The sequence below is a fragment of the Anabaena subtropica FACHB-260 genome (genome assembly GCF_014697105.1).
Lineage (GTDB): Bacteria > Cyanobacteriota > Cyanobacteriia > Cyanobacteriales > Nostocaceae > Trichormus > Trichormus subtropicus.
In genome coordinates this window covers 1-17,455 of the sequence record NZ_JACJRF010000068.1, presented here as the reverse complement: position 1 = coordinate 17,455, position 17,455 = coordinate 1, and the positions used below count along the sequence as shown (strand labels likewise).

The window sequence follows — 17,455 nt, the reverse complement described above, 5'->3', positions numbered from 1 at the left end:
GATTATGAAGTGTATTCAGAGGTAAGTGAAGCCATGATTTATGGTTCCTTACTTCGTCTCATGGTTAGGCGATTGTCTATTTAATATTTACTTTACGAATCAGCTCTTAGCCTGGGGCTTAACACACCATACCGGAGTTGATTACCTAACAGAAAATGCTTCGCTAAATCGGCGAGTTACTGGTTCCATAATGAAGGTCAAAACTGATTTTTTGCGAGTAACAATTTCACCACTTGCAGCCATCCCTGGAGTAAATTCAACTTCTTGACCGCGAACAGTCACAGAGTGCTGACTGAGTTTAATTCTGGTGGGAAAAACTAAGCCTAAGTCTTTATCAATGGTGGCGTTAGGGCTGACTTGGTCAACTTCACCTTCAATTGTGCCAAATTCTTGGAAGGGGAAAGTTGCCATTTTGACTTTAGCTCTCATTCCTTTGCGAATAAATCCGATATCACGGTTGAGGACTTTCACCTCTAGCACCATTTCTTCACCTTCTGGTAAAATTGATAATAACTCTTCACCTGCTTGTACTGGCCCTTTGGTGGCTTTGATTTTATAAATTGTGCCAGGAACAGGAGCTTTGATAGTTTCGCCGTCTGTTTGTTTTTTAGCTTGCTCTAACTGTCCAGAGACATTGGTGAGTTCTTCTTTGCGCTTGTTCATCTCAGTTAAAATTTCGCTTTGGCGCTCTGATACTACGCGTTGTACTTGATTGCGAGCCGCTTGATACGCTTGTTCGGCTTGACGAATTTCTTGTTCTTGAGCTGCAATATCTTTTTCTAGGGATGTAACTCTATCTTGAGCTTCTGTTAAGCGATTTTGGACGTTGATAACTTCATCTTTAGCTCTGGTGATATCTGTTTGGGCACGAGACAATCTTTCTTTTGCTTCTAGATAATCGACTCGCGGAACAGCACCAGGAGCGATCAAAGTGCGTAAGTTTCTTTCTCTGCTTTGAGCAATTTCTAGGCTTTCTTCTACTTTGGCACTGATGCTTCTAGCATTAGACAAATTTGTTTTGGCATTAGCAACACTGGTTCTAGCATTGACTAAATTTTCTTGTAACCGAGTCAGACGTACTCTCGCTTGATTAATTAGCGCACGCTGACGACCTGCTTCTGCTTCTGCGGCTGCTTGGCGTGCTTGATAATCTCGCAGACGAGATTTTAAGAGTTCATCCTGAATTTGTGTACCTGCACTCTGTCCACCTATACGTTCTGCTTCCAAACGCTGTATGTCTTCTTGAATGAGTCTATTCGATTGGGTTAGTCTGGTGACATCAGTTTGTTTGAGGTCTGGGTCACGTTGAATTAAGACTTGATCCTTAGTGACGCGATCGCCTTCCTTGACTTTAATGACATCGATTGTCCCATCACCCAAGGATGTTACTGGTCTAACCTGGGCGGAAGCGATTAATTCCCCTTGCGCAACCGCTACTTCGTCTATTTCTGAGAGAGCAGCCCAGGCGATCGTCCCAAATACTACTAAGCTAATGGTTCCTGCTAATAATCTAGTATAAAGTGGTGGTAATTCCTTAACTGCTTTACCCAATTCATAAGACAGTTGGTCTTCTGGTCTAGCAAACTGTTGTTTTGTTTGACGTGCTTGAGCAGCGTTGGCTAATAGAGAATATTTCATAAAGCTTTTGATTTTAGTTCAGTGGTCAGTTGTCAGTAGTTAGTAGTCAAGAACCACTAACTACTGACTGATTCAAACTGCTAAATAGCGCCTTAAAAAACTTTCCAAGTTTTCCAAGGAGAAGTTAAAGGTCTGCTCTAATTTAGCTATTTCATCTTTTCTACAGAAAAACTCATTGGACAGTAATGTGCGAAAGGTTCCTAAAGCTTGTTGTGCTTCTGGATTAATTAAGCCTAAAATACCCCGCAACCCATCAACTGCTAATAATGGTGAGTTGACCACTATCGGCTGTTGATTAAAGATATGACTAAAAATTTGGGGAATATCCTCACGCAATAAAATCTCTGGCCCCCCAACTGAAAATATTTGGTTACGAGCGCCTGGAACTTTCACCGAATCTACTACTATCCTTGCTAAATCATCTGTACTTACAATTGAAGTACGGTTTTTGGGGTCACCAATCAGCAAATATAACCCTGTTTCCCGAAACCTTTCTGCTAAAGGTAGCAAGTTAGATGCTAATCCAGCCGGACGTAAAATAGTGTAATTGATGCCACTAGTCGCTAAATAGCGTTCTACCTCTCGTTTGGCTTTGAATACGGGAGCATCTTCATACCCCCGGTCGGCTCCTAATACAGAAATAAAGACAAAGTGCTGCACACCATTGGCTTGCGCCTGGTCAATGAGTTCGATATTAGCGCGATAGTCGAGATTCAGCGCATCGCTATCAGAACCGTGGGCGCTGATAATATATTGAACACCCCGACAAGCTTTTTCAATATCTTTTTCTCGCCGTAAATCACCGATAAAGATATCGGCTCCTCGGTGTTCTAATTCGCCGTAACGTGATGTCAGACGAACAAAAGCTCTGATTGACTGCTCTTGTTCGCGTAGGAGTCGCACGACTCTACGACCAATGTCTCCCGTTGCTCCAGTTACCAAAAACATAATGATTAGGGATTAGGTATTGGGGATTGGGTACTGAGTGGTGCTGTTAGAAGTAGCAGAGCTTTGAGCAGTGTACTGAGTGAAATTTTACTCAGTACTCATGACTCAGCACTCAATTTCAGTCTCCCAGTATCTAATCTAAAGTCTCAACTTTAAATTTCGACAATAACGGGCGTATGGTCGCTTGGTTGAGTTAATTTTCTGGGGGAGATATCAATGATGCAACTTTTTGCCTGTTCGTATAGTACTGGAGTGAGGTAGTGATGATCTATTCTCCAGCCTTGGTTGCGACGGAAGGAGGCGGCGCGGTAGTCCCACCAGCTAAAGTGTCCACCTTCATCTGTGAATTTGCGAAAAGCATCAGCAAATCCTAGTTCTAGAACATCTCGTAAAGCTTGGCGCTCGGCTGGGGATGCCATAATGTGATTTTCGGCGTTGACTTTTTCGTGAATGTCTTTGGCTTCTAGGGCAATATTAAAGTCACCACAAACGCAGATAGCGGGTTGTAATAGTAGAAGCGATCGCAGATACTCTCTCAACACAGTCAACCAGCGTAGCTTATACTCGTATTTTTCGCTGGCGATCGCTGAACCATTGGGAACATAAAGGTTGACAATCCGCACACCGTCAATCACACCTGTAATTACTCGTTTTTGCTCATCCCATAGTGGCTCTATATCTGGCAAAATCGCTGTGAAGCCTGCACTAACATCAGCAAGCGGTTCTTGGCTAATCAAAGCTACACCATTATAAGCTTTCTGTCCTGATACATATAGGTGATAGCCCAACTCTGCAAAAGGCGATCGCGGAAAATCAGCATCTACAACCTTTGTCTCTTGCAAGCACAGAACATCAACGGGATTTTGCGTTAACCAATCAATAACTTGCTCTAAACGAGTGCGAACAGAGTTAACATTCCAAGTAGCAATTTTCATTAGTTGATTAACAGTATGTAAATGAATAATGGCTCTTTCATTGGCTTTTTTTTATGTTTATTTAATATTTAACAGTTTTCTTAGTTTTTTTAGCGTTTTCTCTAAATAGAAGCCTTACAGAATTGATCCCAAACCAGATTTTTAGTATTGTTAGCTACAAAACATAGTGTTTTGTCAGTTTGGCTACAAAATATTTTACTTGCTTATGATCCCGCAGGCAGATGAAACTAGAAAATATAAGCTATATTTTAAAAGTAGTTGCTTAGTGGTTATGACTAAGGGTTTCAAATATATTCCGTAAGTTATGACGGTTATTATTAATCTATATTTCGCTTTGGAGTGTTTGTTAGGTTAATTTAAATGTCAAAACAGGAAGTAATAATTTTATTCCTCATAAAATGATGTAGGTCTTAATTGTGAGGAGCATCTTACCGACTGAAGCAAAACAATTTATGAAAATTGCTCAAGTTGCCCCTTTATGGGAACGAGTTCCACCTCCAAATTATGGAGGTATTGAGCTGGTAGTAAGTCACTTGACTGATGAACTAGTTCGTCGTGGTCATGAAGTGACATTATTTGCCTCTGGCGATTCTCAAACCTTGGCATATTTAAAAGCAGTTTGTCCACGTGCATTACGCTTAAATAAAAACTTTCAAGAGTATGCCGTGTATGAAACGCTAGAACTGAGTCAAGTTTACCAGAATGCGGCGGAATTCGATATTATTCATTCTCATTTAGGGATTTCAGCATTACTTGCAGCCGATTTGGTAAAAACTCCCACAGTGCATACATTACACGGTGATTTTACCAAAGATAACCATAAAGTCTTTAGTCATCATCATCAGCAACCATACGTTAGTATTAGCAACGCCCAACGTCAAATTCATCTCAATTATATTAAAACCGTTTATAACGGTATTGAGCCAAAAGATCATCCGTTCATTGCTCAACCACAAGAGCCGCCATACTTGGCATTTTTAGGACGCTTTTCTCCAGAAAAAGGCCCACATCATGCGATTGCGATCGCCAAAGAAAATGGTTGGCGCTTGAAAATGGCAGGAAAAGTTGATGCAGTAGATGCCAATTTTTTTGAACAAGAGATTGTCCCCCATATAGATGGTCGGCAAATTGAATATTTAGGCGAAATTAACCATACACAAAAAGTTGAATTACTGGGCAATGCTGCTGTCACTCTTTTTCCGATAAATTGGCAAGAACCTTTTGGTTTAGTGATGATTGAATCAATGGCAACTGGTACGCCAGTAATTGGGATGAATCGCGGTTCTGTACCTGAGGTGATTGACCAAGGTAAAACAGGTTTTATTTGCCAAACCCATGAGGAAATGGCTCAAATAATTCCTGCTGCATTGGAATTAAATCGTCGCAGTTGTAGAGAATATGTAGAAAACAAATTTAGCGTTAGTCAAATGGTTAATGGATATGAAGCGGTGTATGAGCAAATTATCAAAAGCCGCATCAACTTAACTAGTCATATCCATGCAGCTAAAATCTAATTTTAAACAACAACTTTTTTAACATTTTTCAACAACAATTTTTCTTGCAGGAGGACATTGGTATGAGTATGCGAGCCAATAATTGCCCATGTTGCGGTGGTTCTCTCCTCCGCCACGTCCGTCACGGGGAACTGTATTGGTTTTGCCTGTCTTGCCGTCAAGAAGTCCCACTATTGAGTAACAATAATCGTTTACCCAATGTGGATACTCGCAATACAGGGGTAGTTACCCAGACAGTGGGGAGTGCTGAGTTATGAGTGCTGAGTAAGAGTTTCTTCATCTGCTCCCCTGCTCCCCTGCCTCTTTTGAGTGCTGAGTGGGGAGTGGTGAGTAAAAATTACTTTTTACTTGTCTCTCTATCTGTAACCCTGTGACCTTCCCTAATTTCCCAGCAATTTGCCCAGCAACCATGCCACTATAGAAAACATAGCTTTAAACATAGCAAGAGGAAGGCTAGAAAACGCTGTGCAGATTACATTTTTAGGGACAAGTTCTGGTGTACCCACAAGAGCGCGTAATGTTTCCAGTGTTGCTCTAAGATTACCGCAACGGGCAGAGTTGTGGTTATTCGACTGTGGCGAAGGCACTCAGCATCAAATTTTACGGAGTGATCTAAAAATTAGCCAATTGTCCCGAATTTTTATTACCCATCTGCACGGTGATCATATTTTCGGCTTAATGGGACTTCTTGCTAGTTGTGGCTTAGCGGGTAATGTACAAAGAGTTGATATCTATGGGCCGTCAGGATTAAATGAGTATATTCAAGCCGCTTCACGTTACTCTCATACACATTTTTCCTATCCCATTAAAGTCCATACAGTTCGCCCTGGTGTAATTTATGAAGATGAGGAATTTACTGTTAGTTGTGGCCCTTTACATCATCGCATTACAGCCTTCGGCTATCGTGTAGCCGAAAAAAACCGAGCAGGACGTTTTGACGTAGAAAAAGCCAAAGCATTGGAAATTCCTGCTGGAAGAATTTATGGTCAACTAAAGCGCGGTGAAACTGTCACCCTTGCCGATGGACGTGTAATTAATGGCACAGAATTATGTGGCCCCACAGAAATTGGGCGTAAGCTTGCCTATTGTACAGACACAATATATTGTGATGGTGCAGTGGAATTAGCCCAAGATGCAGATGTGTTAATTCACGAAGCTACCTTTGCCCATCAAGATGCAGAGATGGCTTTTCAGAGATTGCACTCCACAACCACAATGGCAGCACAAACAGCTTTAAAGGCTGGAGTGCGTCGATTATTGATGACTCATTTCAGTCCTCGCTATGCACCGGGAAACACCGTAGAGTTGAAAGATTTACTGCAAGAAGCCCGTGCCATCTTTCCTCGTACAGATATGGCCTATGATTTCATGACTTATGATGTACCCAGAAGAAGACAGCCTGCGTTAAACGGAGCAATACCAATTCAAAATTCTAAACACCATTCTCCTGTCGAGAAACCAACACAAACGAGTTCTCAATTGTAAGTGGGACATGGGAAATTAAATGACTTGAACTCTTAATTTTTCATACCCCAACTACGCAGTCGGAAACCAAGAATTAATAGTAGTGTCCCAAAAAGGATGGTATAAGCAGCAATTAACCACAAAATAGCTAGTGCTTGAGCTACTGGCCAGGTAATCAACATGACACCGAAGATGAGAGAGACAACTCCAGCTACTGCGGGTAGCCACTCATTTTCTATTACTCGTCGCAGTTGAATAGATGCAATAATCTCGAATATACCAGTGCCGATCGCCCAAGCAGCAATTAAATAAAGTAATACAAATGCCGTAATTCCAGGGTAGATACAAGCGATCGCACCTACGGCAATCCCGATAATTCCTTCTAGTAAAAGCAATTTACTATGAATATCGGGCAACTGTTCTTGAAACGCTGCGATCGCTAATAATATTCCACCTGCAAGCCAAAAACTGGCAAAGAGGTACACCAATGAAGTCAAGGTAAGAGTAGGCCAGCATAGAGCTACTAAACCAAAAATAATGGCGATCGCTCCCCGCAAGGCCACTGTCCACCAATTGCGAGCTAGTCGTTTTCCCGTTCCCAGGGATCTATGTCTCATAGCTTGATTGGGTAATTTCTGCACATTGGGCATTTTAGTTAATTCGTCATTAAGATTGGGGACTGGAAACTGGGGACTAGGAACATTTCCGCCCTGGTTCCCTCTTCTTCTTTTGGCTCTTAGCTTGCTTCTAGAATGTATTATTGCCTTGCTAGACTCAGCTTAAATACTTCCTGCCGATCTTCCATCTGACTAATGGTGCATGATAAGTATCTATCCGGGGAATGAGGTAAAAAAAAGGTGGCTGCAAACTTCCTGGAAACACGACACACAAAGTTTTCATTAATCCCCTGCGTTCCTACCCTGGGGGAAAACGAAGCGCCTAATACGTTTAAAAATAAAATTAAGAAAATAGAACGCTTCCGTCTCCGTAATAATGTCTACTCAAGATTGGTTGTCACAGTTGCACAAACAGCGAGCGATCGCAGTTATCCGCGCACCGAAACTCGAATTAGGGCTGAAAATGGCTTTGGCTGTAGCTTCTGGAGGAATGCGGCTAATTGAAATTACTTGGAATAGCGATCGCCCTGGGGAACTAATCACCCAATTACGTGATAAATTACCCGATTGCACTATTGGCACTGGTACATTATTTAATTTACAGCAGCTAGAAGATGCGATCGCCTCTGGGGCAGAATTTCTGTTTACACCTCATGTTGATTCGGCAATGATTCAAGCAGCCTTCATCAAAAATATACCCATCATTCCCGGCGCACTCACCCCTACAGAAATTGTCAGTGCTTGGTCTTATGGTGCAAGCTGTGTAAAAGTATTCCCTGTGCAAGCTGTAGGGGGTGCTAACTATATCCAGAGTCTCCAAGGGCCATTAGGTCATATTCCCTTAATTCCCACCGGAGGAGTAACCTTGGAGAATGCCAAGGAATTAATTCAAGCAGGTGCGATCGCAGTTGGTTTAAGTGGAGAGTTATGTCCTCCGCAACTAGTGAAAGAGGAAAATTGGCAAGCGATCGCTCAATTAGCCAGAGGACTTATGCAAAAATTAGCGTAGTTTTCAGGATGAAATTATTTAAAAACCACTGTTATAGTTGATTTCTCAAAATATACTTGCATTCTATCATCGGCGTGTTTCTACTATGAAATCACTAATTTATCCTGACTGGAAACGTGGTTTAAAAATGTTGTTTGCTGTTAGCGCAGCATTATCCTTAAGTGTGATAACTAACGGATCTGGTGAAGTCTTGGCAACTTCAACTTCTAAAAGAATTGAAAACACTATTGAGACTTTGCAAAAATCCGATCAGCGTTGGATTCAAATTAATCTTGCCAATCAAAGATTAATTGCTTGGGAAGGTGGAAAACCTGTGTATGCGATCGTCATTTCTTCTGGTAAAAAAGCTACACCTACCCGTGTTGGTACTTTCAAGATTCAATCAAAGCATAAGTCTACACGGATGCGTGGTAGAAACTATGATGTTCCCAACGTTCCCCATGCCATGTTTTATCAGGGTAATTACGGCATTCATGGAGCCTATTGGCATAAAAAATTTGGCAGACCTGTAAGTAATGGCTGTGTTAACCTTGCTCCTAATCATGCTCAATGGCTATTCAATTGGGCATCTTTAGGAACACCAGTTGTCATTCAGAACTAATGAATAAAAATAAAAAATAGTTACAGACTATTGCCTGTAACTATTTTAAGTTTTCAACCTACTACAACTGTAATGGGTGAAGTTTATTCAGAAAAAAGAAATTAGATTGAGCGATGACGGCGAATTTTGAACATCCCAGTTGCTACTAAACCAAGACCGATCAAACTAGCTGGTTCGGGAACAGAAGTAGGAGGTGGAGTTTGTGGTAAGTTAGCCACGAACAATGAAGCATGAGATAAACCTTGAGCTTTTCCTTGTCCGTTTTGAGAAACGCCAATGGTGTTGTAGATTGCTTGTAAAGAAGTGCCTTGGAAATTTTGGAATAGATAGGCACTGTAACTATTACTTGCCTTGAGGCTAATCACAAATGTTTTACCCAACCAATCTGATAATTGTCCGCCCAATGTTAGGGTGCCATTGGAACTGCTACCCGCAGTTATAAGACTTTGATTGGGGTCATCCGATTTGCCAAGCAATGACCAGTCTACATTTGAACCGACAACACTACTAAACAAACCACCATCCAATTGGGTTTCCAGAGGGTTGCCTGAGCCTGTGTCGTTACCGGAAAATGGCCCTTGACAAGCCGTAGCTGATATTCCCCCAAAGGTAATATTTCCAACACTACAAGAAACTGTTGCTTGTGCAGGTGCTGCAATTGCTGTACAAGCGATTCCAGTAACTAATAAAGCTGAAGCTGATATATAAGAAAACTTGCGTTGCATTTTCGACTCCGGTTTAAATTTTTATAAAGTTGGTATGTTATTCATGCAGTTAGTACTGATTCCTTTGAATAACTTTTTTCTTCGATAATTTGAATTTTATCTTTATTTATACAGAATTACATTTTTCACTATGCTGTTTCATCATTTCTTTTCAAAAAGAAGGGATAATTTAATTCCGATATAAAGTCTCTAATATATATTTAGTAAAACCTCGGATGGTTTATATAAATAACATATATTTTATTAGTGAAAATACTAATATATGGCTTTATGGATAGGGCTTTTGGGAAATAGCAATCGCTCGTTTTTTGTTATCCGTTAAATTACTTATGATAACCTAATGAATGGCTCTGGTGATTTTGAAATTCATGAGTTTGTCTCATATTCAGGGGAATATTAGCCTAAGTTGGAGTGTTAAAATCCCTAGTATAAATATCAATAAAAGCAGATGTTTGGGCTATTTGGGTGGAAAAATATACTATAAATTTCCGGAATGAGGATAACTGAAGGTGAAATAAATTATAGAAGAGGAAAATCTCAGAATCTGCCTCAAGGGAATTAACGTAAATCCAGACTTTCGTTAAACTTTAATTCAAAGTTCCCTAGAAGTACAACCGCTACAAAATAGCAAGATTTCTGTGATGAATCTTGAATATTTGGGAATTGAAAATTTAGGGATTGATGATGTTTGCATAATCAAGAAGGTGATCGAATATGCAAAGCTGGATTCGTAATACTTGGATACGTCGCTCAGGAAATTTGTGTACAGGTGTGATAGTAGTCATGGTGGCTTTGCTTTCTGGGTTGCTACCGACGACAGCTGATCCCAGTTCTAGGACAGCTAAAATCGCCTCAGTTGAGCAAAACAGCATTACTATACCCGACACCAAACAAATATCTCAACCTCGTAGAATTGAAATTGATTTATCAGCGCAACGCTTATTTGCTTGGGAAGGTAAAAAACTGGTACATTCCTTCCGAATTTCCACAGGTAAGCGCTCAACCCCTACACCCGTAGGTCAATTTAAGATTAATTCCAAATATCGCATTAATCGGATGCGAGGCCCTGGCTATGACATTCCTGATGTTCCTTATGCCATGTATTTTCATAAAGGCTATGCTATTCACGGTGCTTACTGGCATAATCGTTTTGGAACTCCAGTCAGTCATGGTTGTGTAAATTTACCAGTCCAGCAAGCACGTAAGTTATACAACTGGACGACACCAGGGACATTGGTAATAGTACGTCGCTAATACCAAAAGAAATGACGTAGAGACGTAGAACTGCTACGTCTCTACTAGGTAATTCATAAATTATCATTGAATAGATGTTGTCTGGTTGATAGAGATTTATGAGAAATTACCTTTTGCTGTCGCTATTTGTTGGTGGTGTTGTCATCGGCTGCGGATTTTCTCCATCGTCTGCTCAAGCACAACAACAAACTACTGATGCTCAAGTTGCAGCATTAGTGGAAGCACTAAGACAAGCTGCACCGCAAACTGGTAAAACCAACGATGGACTTTATAGTGCTTGGCAAGTTAAACCAGAAACTTTCAGGGGTTGGTCAAAAACTTGTCTCAAAAGAGAAGTCACACCAACACAATTTGAAAATAATCCCACATTAGCGCGTCAAGTAGTGTCTTGTATTACACGCCGTGAGTTAAACCAGCAATTCCGCGCTACGAATAACAATGAAACTGCGGCTGTTAGTGGTGTAGCTTGTTGGTGGATGACTGGTGCATATACAGGTTGCAATACTGGCTTTACTGCTACCTATGTTCAGAAGGTCGTAAGATTTTACCAACAGCAGCGTTCTCAATCAACAGCTAATCCAACAGAGCGATCGCTGTGATCATTTGTTCTAAATTGAACTTGCACAATTAGGGCGGGGTATCTTGCCTGCACTACATTTTGGGATTTTTAATTGATTTACTCCCTACTCCCTACAATTAAAAATTCATCTAACAAATATTGATTTGGTTGGAATTTAGTAGCAAAACGGCTGTAAACAATTTGAGTTGATGATGTAGAAGAAAACCAATAAGTATCTTGAATAACTGTATAAGCATTACTAGTATCTGATAACTCAAAGTGAACTAATGCTAAATTGTTCACCCCTACAACTTCTCGGCCATCCTGAAACCAGGGATATTGCCAAAATTTTAAGGGTTGTAACCATTGCCAACGAGCATTTTTGCGGTTCCAGGGGGCAACGAAAGTAGACATATCTACTTGGCTATGGAAATTCTGAATGCGTTGTCTCGGTATCCACTCCAGTACACAATGCCAGTTAGGATTAGTTAGTGCTTGACGGCGGTGTAAATGTTTTGCAGTAACTTCTAGCATATTGGGTGGTTGATTCCAGCCAAGCCAACGGCGGACTTTTTCAGGTAGAAGCCATTGTTTTAAACGTGTGTGAATCAATCTCGTCAGTATCTCTTCATTTTTCAAAGCGCTGGCGGTTAACTGCACGATGACAGATTGCTGTGGTGAATGGGGAATTGATCCATAAGAAAAGCGGGCTGCACAACTGTAATGAATATCACCAGAGAGAATGATGACTTGTTGACGTTGTTCACACAAAGTTGTCAGGAGTTTTGCTAGTGCTTCAAAATGAATATTCCAAGAATCGCCGACATCTGTAGAGAAAACTTTTTCGCGTTTTAACTGCCAATGATGAATCCAATCAATGACTTTTAATCCGAATACATTGGTAGGTGCAATGACAAAGGTGGTGAGATGTTGGTTGTCTGCTGTTTTTTGTAATCTTTGCAGCAGTTGTTGCTTCATCGCACGGGGAGATAGCAACATCGGTGGGGCGATTGGTTTTTGGTCGGCTGGATAGCCCCGCCATGTGCGCGTATCTAATACTATGACTTCATGGCAATTGCTTTTGATGGTGTAGTCCCAAGTAAGTGTTTCAGGATGGCGCTCTAGGATAAATACTCCATCTTCTAAAACAAAGTTGGGTAGCCCTGTGTGGGGATTGCAGTTTGGCATCCCGACATAATTGGCGATCGCCTGATCAGCTGCAACATCTTTTCCTGCTGATGCTGACCAATTCTCTGCCGCCGCCAGCAACTTTCCTCCAGATCGACCAACTGTAAACTGCTCTGGTGTATTACCCCAAGCTTGGAACACACTGTAGGCTAACAAAGCATTTTGTACAGTCCGCCGTCCTAGAGGTTTGCCCAAGACTCGCAAACACCAAGCTTGATTGAGGTTCCAATCATCACTCACATCATGATCATCGAAGATGGTGTACATGGGAATATTTGCCAGCGCCCGCCGCACCTTTCCCAACGTATGAATTAATTGTCGCAAATCTGCCACTTCCTGATCCCAAGTTTTGAGGGTTTGGCGATCGCTTGTCACCCATTGTCCTGGGGGAAAGGCATCGGGCCAGCACACCGGCGACCAAGCCAGTAAATAAGCAGCGTAATATTCCCCCAAGCTCAACAGATGGCTGGATATTTTCTCTGGTTTTTTATGTAATCCGGCGGTAAACCCTGCTTCTTCGGTTGCCACTTCTGCCCGTTCTCCTGGGGGTAGTTCCTTGGGAGTGCGATCACCTTGACTTAGAGGTAATTGTTCTTCCCAGCCCAGAAGGGCATCACCAAGATGACTGGCGACCCATAAAAACGGTGCTGCTACATCATCGCCATAGATTTGATCACCTGTGAGGAATAACTGATGGGGGCGGCTGTGGGGTTGATTGGCTGCTGAGGCAATGAGAGCATCGAGCAAGGGTAAGGCATCTATTCCATGACCGTGGGGTTTGCGACAAGACGCATGAATAATATGCAAATCTTCTAGGCAGTCTGGAGGGAGAACAAATGTTGGTTTTTGATGCTCAAAGTAGCTAATACTAACTTGGGGAAAGCGATTGGAAGATAATGCTTGTTCTAGGGTAAGTAAAGTTTGGTCGGCACAGGTGAACTGGAGGTCATAAGCATAAATGCGATCGCTAGTTAAGCTATTCCCCACTGGAGACACGGCTGTAATTGCTACAATGTGCAGATACTTGCCCAAAGCAACAGTAAAGTGTCGTCCTTCTAATAAACAATTTCCTAACCTTTCACCATTATTTGTTGTTTCGTAGACTTTGAGTTCTCCCTGACAAGGTTGTTTGAGTGCAACCATTACTGTTACTGATTTTGATTCAGTATGTTGTAGCAATGGCCCCGCTAAAATCAACGGTAGATCCTCTAAAAAGCCCTCAGATTGGTTATTCATGACCAAAAGTTACAGGTTTGAGAAATTGTTTAGATGATTTAAGTGAAATAGTATAAGTCCTATAGTTTAAAACTAATAAATGAGTATTGGAACTCCGTTGACGAGTGTTTAAGCTAGATGAGCGAGTATTCGAACTCCCTTAATGAGTGTTTGAGTGAGATGAGCGAGTATTGGAACTCCGTTGATAAAGTTCAAGTTAACGTACTTTAACGTGAGTTCGACGAACCTCACTCCAACCCCTCTCCGACGCGTAGAGGGGCTTGAATCCCTGATAAAGGATGGACGAATCGCCCATCCTTTATCAAGATAATTTTTAGATTTAATTAACCCCGTGCAATCCCTTCTTCTCGTGCTGCACGTTGCACAGCAGCAGCTACTGCGGTGACGACACGTTCATCAAAGACTGAGGGAATAATATGTTCCCGATTTAAGTCTGAGGGATTAACTAAAGAAGCGATCGCGCTGGCTGCTTCTAAATACATTGTGGTGGTAATTGTGTGTGCGCGACAATCCAAAGCACCACGGAATACCCCAGGGAAGGCTAAAACGTTATTAATTTGGTTGGGGTAGTCACTACGACCTGTGGCGATGACAGCCACATCGTTCTGCACTAATTCTGGCTGAATTTCGGGTATGGGATTAGCCATAGCAAACACAATCGGGTCTTTAGCCATAGACTTCACCATGTCTGGTGTTAACACTCCAGGCGCACTCACACCAATAAACACATCTGCGCCTTGGACTGCACCTGCTAGTGTACCCTGAGCTTTGACAGCAAATTCCTGTTTTTCTTCATTTAGATCAGTGCGAGTGGTAGAAATGATCCCTTTAGAGTCGCACATCCAGATTTTTTCTGCTCCCGCTTTCCGCAGTAACCGGGCAATCGCTACACCAGCCGCACCAGCGCCGTTAATGACGATGCGGATTTCGGCGATAGACTTCTGCACCAGCTTCAGGGAGTTAAATAAAGCTGCCAAGGTGACAATCGCTGTACCATGTTGGTCATCGTGAAAAACGGGGATATCTAATTCTTGCCGCAATCTTTGTTCAATTTCAAAACAACGGGGTGCAGCGATATCCTCTAAATTCACACCACCAAAAACGGGAGCAATATTTTTGACTGCTTGGATAATTTCTTCGGTATTTTGGGTAGCCAAGCAAATGGGAAAGGCATCAAGCCCAGCAAATTCCTTAAATAGCATAGCTTTACCTTCCATCACCGGTAAAGCTGCATGGGGGCCGAGATTGCCCAATCCTAAAACCGCACTGCCATCAGTGACAATAGCAACAGTATTTTGTTTGATGGTTAAATTATAAACTTCTGCCGGGTCTTGAGCGATCGCTGTACAAACCCTACCCACACCAGGGGTATAAGCCATTGCTAGGTCAGAAACACTCTTGAGAGGAATCCGGCTGGTGATGCTGATTTTGCCTCCACGATGCAAATTAAAGGTGCGATCGTAAACACTTACCACCTTAATATCAGGTATGGCTTTGACGGCTTGTACAATAATTTCCGCGTGTTCAGTGCTAGCAGCATCAACTGTCAGGTCACGGATAGAAATTTGGCGAGTTTGCTCAATTAAATCGATTTGACCGAGATTACCGCCACTGGATGCGATCGCCTGAGTGATAGATGCTAGCATTCCCACACGATTGGGAATCTGTAACCGGAGAGTAACACTAAAGCTGGAATTAGGAGTTAGGTCTGCCATCTTAATTTGAGATTTGAGATTTTAGATTTTATATTGGATTGTCACAGTAAATTCTATTTTTACGATAAAATCTAACGCCTAAAATCCTATTGTCTAGAGATAGCTCTTTTTTTGCAGTACATATTTTTTGAGCTAAATCACAATAATTCAATAAATTCATCTACGCTCAAGCTTATCTGCCTCATAATTGCACGTAACGACCTCAAATGTCGCATTATGGCTGATAATGCTACTTATGTTAAACGATAAGAAAAAGCGCCCCCAATTCAGAGAGCGCAATGAACATATAAGAATCCTCAAATTAACCATGAATAATCGGCGCAGGTACAACATCGCCACTAGCCAAATCTAGGGGGAAGTTGTGAGCATTGCGCTCGTGCATGACTTCAATACCCAAGTTGGCGCGGTTGAGGACATCTGCCCAAGTATTAATTACCCGACCTTGGGAATCAATCACAGAATGGTTAAAGTTGAATCCATTCAGGTTGAAAGCCATTGTACTAATGCCCAAAGCCGTGAACCAAATCCCAATTACAGGCCAAGCAGCCAAGAAAAAGTGCAAGGAGCGGGAATTGTTAAAGCTGGCGTATTGCCAAATTAATCGTCCAAAGTACCCATGAGCTGCCACAATGCTATAAGTTTCTTGTTCTTGCCCAAATTTGTAGCCGTAATTCACAGACTCAACTTCCGTCGTCTCCCTCACTAGAGAAGAAGACACCAAAGAACCGTGCATAGCTGCGAACAACGCGCCACCAAACACCCCCGCCACACCTAACATATGGAATGGGTGCATGAGGATGTTATGCTCGGCTTGGAAAACCAACATGAAGTTAAAAGTCCCACTAATGCCCAAAGGCATACCATCAGAAAAACTACCTTGCCCAATTGGGTAAATTAAGAAAACAGAAGTTGCAGCCGCGACAGGCGCAGAGTAAGCAACACAAATCCAAGGACGCATCCCCAAACGATAGCTTAACTCCCATTGCCGACCCAGCCAGCAAAAGATGCCAATGAGGAAATGCAGAATAATTAGCTGATAAGGCCCGCCATTGTAAAGCCATTCATCCATTGAAGCCGCATCCCAAATGGGGTAAAAATGTAAACCAATAGCGTTAGATGTGGGTACAACAGCACCCGTGATGATGTTGTTGCCGTATAATAAAGAACCTGATACTGGCTCCCGAATCCCATCAATATCAACGGGCGGAGCAGCAATAAATGCAATGATGAAACAGATGGTAGCAGTCAACAGGGTGGGAATCATCAAAACCCCGAACCAACCGACATAAAGCCGATTTTCAGTGCTAGTAATCCATTGACAAAACCGATCCCACAGGTTGCCGCTTTCGCTCCTTCCTAAAATCGTAGTCATGGCTGTATTTGTTAGAAAATGCCAAGAACAAACTCTCCCAACTTCGCAAAATCGAGAACTAAGTTGTTTTCCAAGACTTTTAGCAATATCTTCTCCCCATTCACCAGGAGTTTTTTAAATTGCCTCACCACCCACACTGCTAATTATTTTCCCCAGGGAGACGGTAAAAGTATCAGGGAAATTATCCTGGCTCTATAAGATCCGGTTTTACATTAATTATTCTTAGTTTTCCATAAACTTTCACTAATTATTATTAACAGATTGCAATGATGAGGCAATCTTGAGTAATTCTTTCAGTAGTTGTCAGGAAGTGAAAGTTACTTTTTTATCAATATTGGTTTGCTAAGGTTCATATCATAACGAATGGGTTGGCGAAAATGACATTCGTACTGGTGGCTATACCTTAATGGACTTGAGTTCTTTTTAAATAAAAACAAAAAAGCGTCCTTCCAATCGGAAGGACGCTTTTCTATTCAGTTAAGAGCTAAGAATTAACCGTTGATAGCAGGAGCGCTGATAGCAACAGGAGCAACTTCACCAGCAGCTAAGTCTAAGGGGAAGTTGTGAGCGTTACGCTCGTGCATTACTTCCATACCCAAGTTAGCGCGGTTGATGATGTCAGCCCAGGTATTGATGACACGACCTTGCGAGTCGATGATGGACTGGTTGAAGTTGAAACC

At 41.9% G+C, this 17,455-nt stretch carries 15 protein-coding genes and 1 pseudogene; 7 read left to right on the top strand and 9 right to left on the bottom strand.

Annotated features, from left to right (window positions below; genetic code table 11):
* Positions 1–141: 141 nt before the first annotated feature.
* From H6G18_RS23275 to xth, 3 genes are all read right to left on the bottom strand, one after another.
* Complete coding sequence (locus H6G18_RS23275) at positions 142–1,638, bottom strand: HlyD family efflux transporter periplasmic adaptor subunit (protein ID WP_190409463.1); 1,497 nt, start codon at positions 1,636–1,638, stop codon at positions 142–144.
* Between the two features lie 72 nt (positions 1,639–1,710).
* Positions 1,711–2,586 carry an SDR family oxidoreductase gene (locus tag H6G18_RS23270; RefSeq protein ID WP_190409462.1) on the bottom strand — a complete coding sequence of 292 codons (876 nt, stop codon included), beginning with the start codon at positions 2,584–2,586 and terminating at the stop codon, positions 1,711–1,713.
* Positions 2,587–2,738: 152 nt separating this feature from the next.
* Positions 2,739–3,521, bottom strand: a complete 783-nt coding sequence (gene xth, locus H6G18_RS23265; protein ID WP_190409461.1) for an exodeoxyribonuclease III — start codon at positions 3,519–3,521, stop codon at positions 2,739–2,741.
* A 452-nt stretch (positions 3,522–3,973) separates the two neighbouring features.
* Here xth and H6G18_RS23260 point away from each other — a divergent pair, with 452 nt between their 5' ends.
* The 3 genes from H6G18_RS23260 (at position 3,974) to H6G18_RS23250 (ending at position 6,520) form a co-directional block, all read left to right on the top strand.
* Positions 3,974–5,035, top strand: a complete 1,062-nt coding sequence (locus H6G18_RS23260; protein ID WP_190409460.1) for a glycosyltransferase family 4 protein — start codon at positions 3,974–3,976, stop codon at positions 5,033–5,035.
* A 62-nt stretch (positions 5,036–5,097) separates the two neighbouring features.
* On the top strand, positions 5,098–5,292 hold the full coding sequence (locus tag H6G18_RS23255) for a hypothetical protein (protein WP_190409459.1): 195 nt from the start codon (positions 5,098–5,100) through the stop codon (positions 5,290–5,292).
* Between the two features lie 208 nt (positions 5,293–5,500).
* Positions 5,501–6,520, top strand: coding sequence for a ribonuclease Z (locus tag H6G18_RS23250; protein ID WP_313954455.1), 1,020 nt, complete (start codon positions 5,501–5,503; stop codon positions 6,518–6,520).
* Positions 6,521–6,552: 32 nt separating this feature from the next.
* Here H6G18_RS23250 and H6G18_RS23245 read toward each other — a convergent pair whose 3' ends face one another.
* Entirely contained in the window at positions 6,553–7,116 is a 564-nt protein-coding gene (locus H6G18_RS23245; protein ID WP_190409464.1) for an HdeD family acid-resistance protein, read from the bottom strand.
* A gap of 376 nt (positions 7,117–7,492) precedes the next feature.
* Here H6G18_RS23245 and H6G18_RS23240 point away from each other — a divergent pair, with 376 nt between their 5' ends.
* Together H6G18_RS23240 and H6G18_RS23235 are read left to right on the top strand one after the other, a co-directional pair.
* A complete protein-coding gene (locus H6G18_RS23240; RefSeq protein ID WP_190409458.1) occupies positions 7,493–8,125 on the top strand; it encodes a bifunctional 4-hydroxy-2-oxoglutarate aldolase/2-dehydro-3-deoxy-phosphogluconate aldolase in 633 nt (210 codons plus the stop codon).
* Positions 8,126–8,210: 85 nt separating this feature from the next.
* A complete protein-coding gene (locus tag H6G18_RS23235; RefSeq protein ID WP_190409457.1) occupies positions 8,211–8,726 on the top strand; it encodes a L,D-transpeptidase in 516 nt (171 codons plus the stop codon).
* A gap of 101 nt (positions 8,727–8,827) precedes the next feature.
* Here H6G18_RS23235 and H6G18_RS23230 read toward each other — a convergent pair whose 3' ends face one another.
* Positions 8,828–9,451, bottom strand: a complete 624-nt coding sequence (locus H6G18_RS23230; RefSeq protein WP_190409456.1) for a PEP-CTERM sorting domain-containing protein — start codon at positions 9,449–9,451, stop codon at positions 8,828–8,830.
* A gap of 714 nt (positions 9,452–10,165) precedes the next feature.
* Here H6G18_RS23230 and H6G18_RS23225 point away from each other — a divergent pair.
* Together H6G18_RS23225 and H6G18_RS23220 are read left to right on the top strand one after the other, a co-directional pair.
* A complete protein-coding gene (locus tag H6G18_RS23225; protein WP_190409455.1) occupies positions 10,166–10,705 on the top strand; it encodes a L,D-transpeptidase in 540 nt (179 codons plus the stop codon).
* A 98-nt stretch (positions 10,706–10,803) separates the two neighbouring features.
* A complete protein-coding gene (locus H6G18_RS23220; RefSeq protein WP_190409454.1) occupies positions 10,804–11,304 on the top strand; it encodes a hypothetical protein in 501 nt (166 codons plus the stop codon).
* A 77-nt stretch (positions 11,305–11,381) separates the two neighbouring features.
* On the opposite strand, the gene H6G18_RS23215 is transcribed toward H6G18_RS23220, so the two are convergent.
* From H6G18_RS23215 to H6G18_RS23200, 4 genes and pseudogenes are all read right to left on the bottom strand, one after another.
* Positions 11,382–13,688, bottom strand: a complete 2,307-nt coding sequence (locus tag H6G18_RS23215) for a PhoD-like phosphatase (RefSeq protein WP_190409453.1) — start codon at positions 13,686–13,688, stop codon at positions 11,382–11,384.
* Positions 13,689–14,011: 323 nt separating this feature from the next.
* Entirely contained in the window at positions 14,012–15,403 is a 1,392-nt protein-coding gene (locus H6G18_RS23210) for a malic enzyme-like NAD(P)-binding protein (RefSeq protein WP_190409452.1), read from the bottom strand.
* 301 nt (positions 15,404–15,704) lie between these two features.
* Positions 15,705–16,775: a photosystem II q(b) protein gene (gene psbA / locus H6G18_RS23205; RefSeq protein WP_190409451.1), complete on the bottom strand. Its 1,071-nt coding sequence runs from the start codon at positions 16,773–16,775 to the stop codon at positions 15,705–15,707.
* A 491-nt stretch (positions 16,776–17,266) separates the two neighbouring features.
* Positions 17,267–17,455: pseudogene (locus H6G18_RS23200) on the bottom strand (photosystem II q(b) protein); the annotation flags it as partial.

Bases quoted from the DNA above. Each gene is read 5' to 3' on its own strand.
- H6G18_RS23275 (WP_190409463.1), bottom strand. From the start codon at position 1,638: ATGAAATATTCTCTATTAGCCAACGCTGCTCAAGCACGTCAAACAAAA.
- H6G18_RS23270 (WP_190409462.1), bottom strand. From the start codon at position 2,586: ATGTTTTTGGTAACTGGAGCAACGGGAGACATTGGTCGTAGAGTCGTG.
- xth (WP_190409461.1), bottom strand. From the start codon at position 3,521: ATGAAAATTGCTACTTGGAATGTTAACTCTGTTCGCACTCGTTTAGAG.
- H6G18_RS23260 (WP_190409460.1), top strand. From the start codon at position 3,974: ATGAAAATTGCTCAAGTTGCCCCTTTATGGGAACGAGTTCCACCTCCA.
- H6G18_RS23255 (WP_190409459.1), top strand. From the start codon at position 5,098: ATGAGTATGCGAGCCAATAATTGCCCATGTTGCGGTGGTTCTCTCCTC.
- H6G18_RS23245 (WP_190409464.1), bottom strand. From the start codon at position 7,116: ATGAGACATAGATCCCTGGGAACGGGAAAACGACTAGCTCGCAATTGG.
- H6G18_RS23240 (WP_190409458.1), top strand. From the start codon at position 7,493: ATGTCTACTCAAGATTGGTTGTCACAGTTGCACAAACAGCGAGCGATC.
- H6G18_RS23235 (WP_190409457.1), top strand. From the start codon at position 8,211: ATGAAATCACTAATTTATCCTGACTGGAAACGTGGTTTAAAAATGTTG.
- H6G18_RS23230 (WP_190409456.1), bottom strand. From the start codon at position 9,451: ATGCAACGCAAGTTTTCTTATATATCAGCTTCAGCTTTATTAGTTACT.
- H6G18_RS23225 (WP_190409455.1), top strand. From the start codon at position 10,166: ATGCAAAGCTGGATTCGTAATACTTGGATACGTCGCTCAGGAAATTTG.
- H6G18_RS23220 (WP_190409454.1), top strand. From the start codon at position 10,804: ATGAGAAATTACCTTTTGCTGTCGCTATTTGTTGGTGGTGTTGTCATC.
- H6G18_RS23215 (WP_190409453.1), bottom strand. From the start codon at position 13,688: ATGAATAACCAATCTGAGGGCTTTTTAGAGGATCTACCGTTGATTTTA.
- H6G18_RS23210 (WP_190409452.1), bottom strand. From the start codon at position 15,403: ATGGCAGACCTAACTCCTAATTCCAGCTTTAGTGTTACTCTCCGGTTA.
- psbA (WP_190409451.1), bottom strand. From the start codon at position 16,775: ATGACTACGATTTTAGGAAGGAGCGAAAGCGGCAACCTGTGGGATCGG.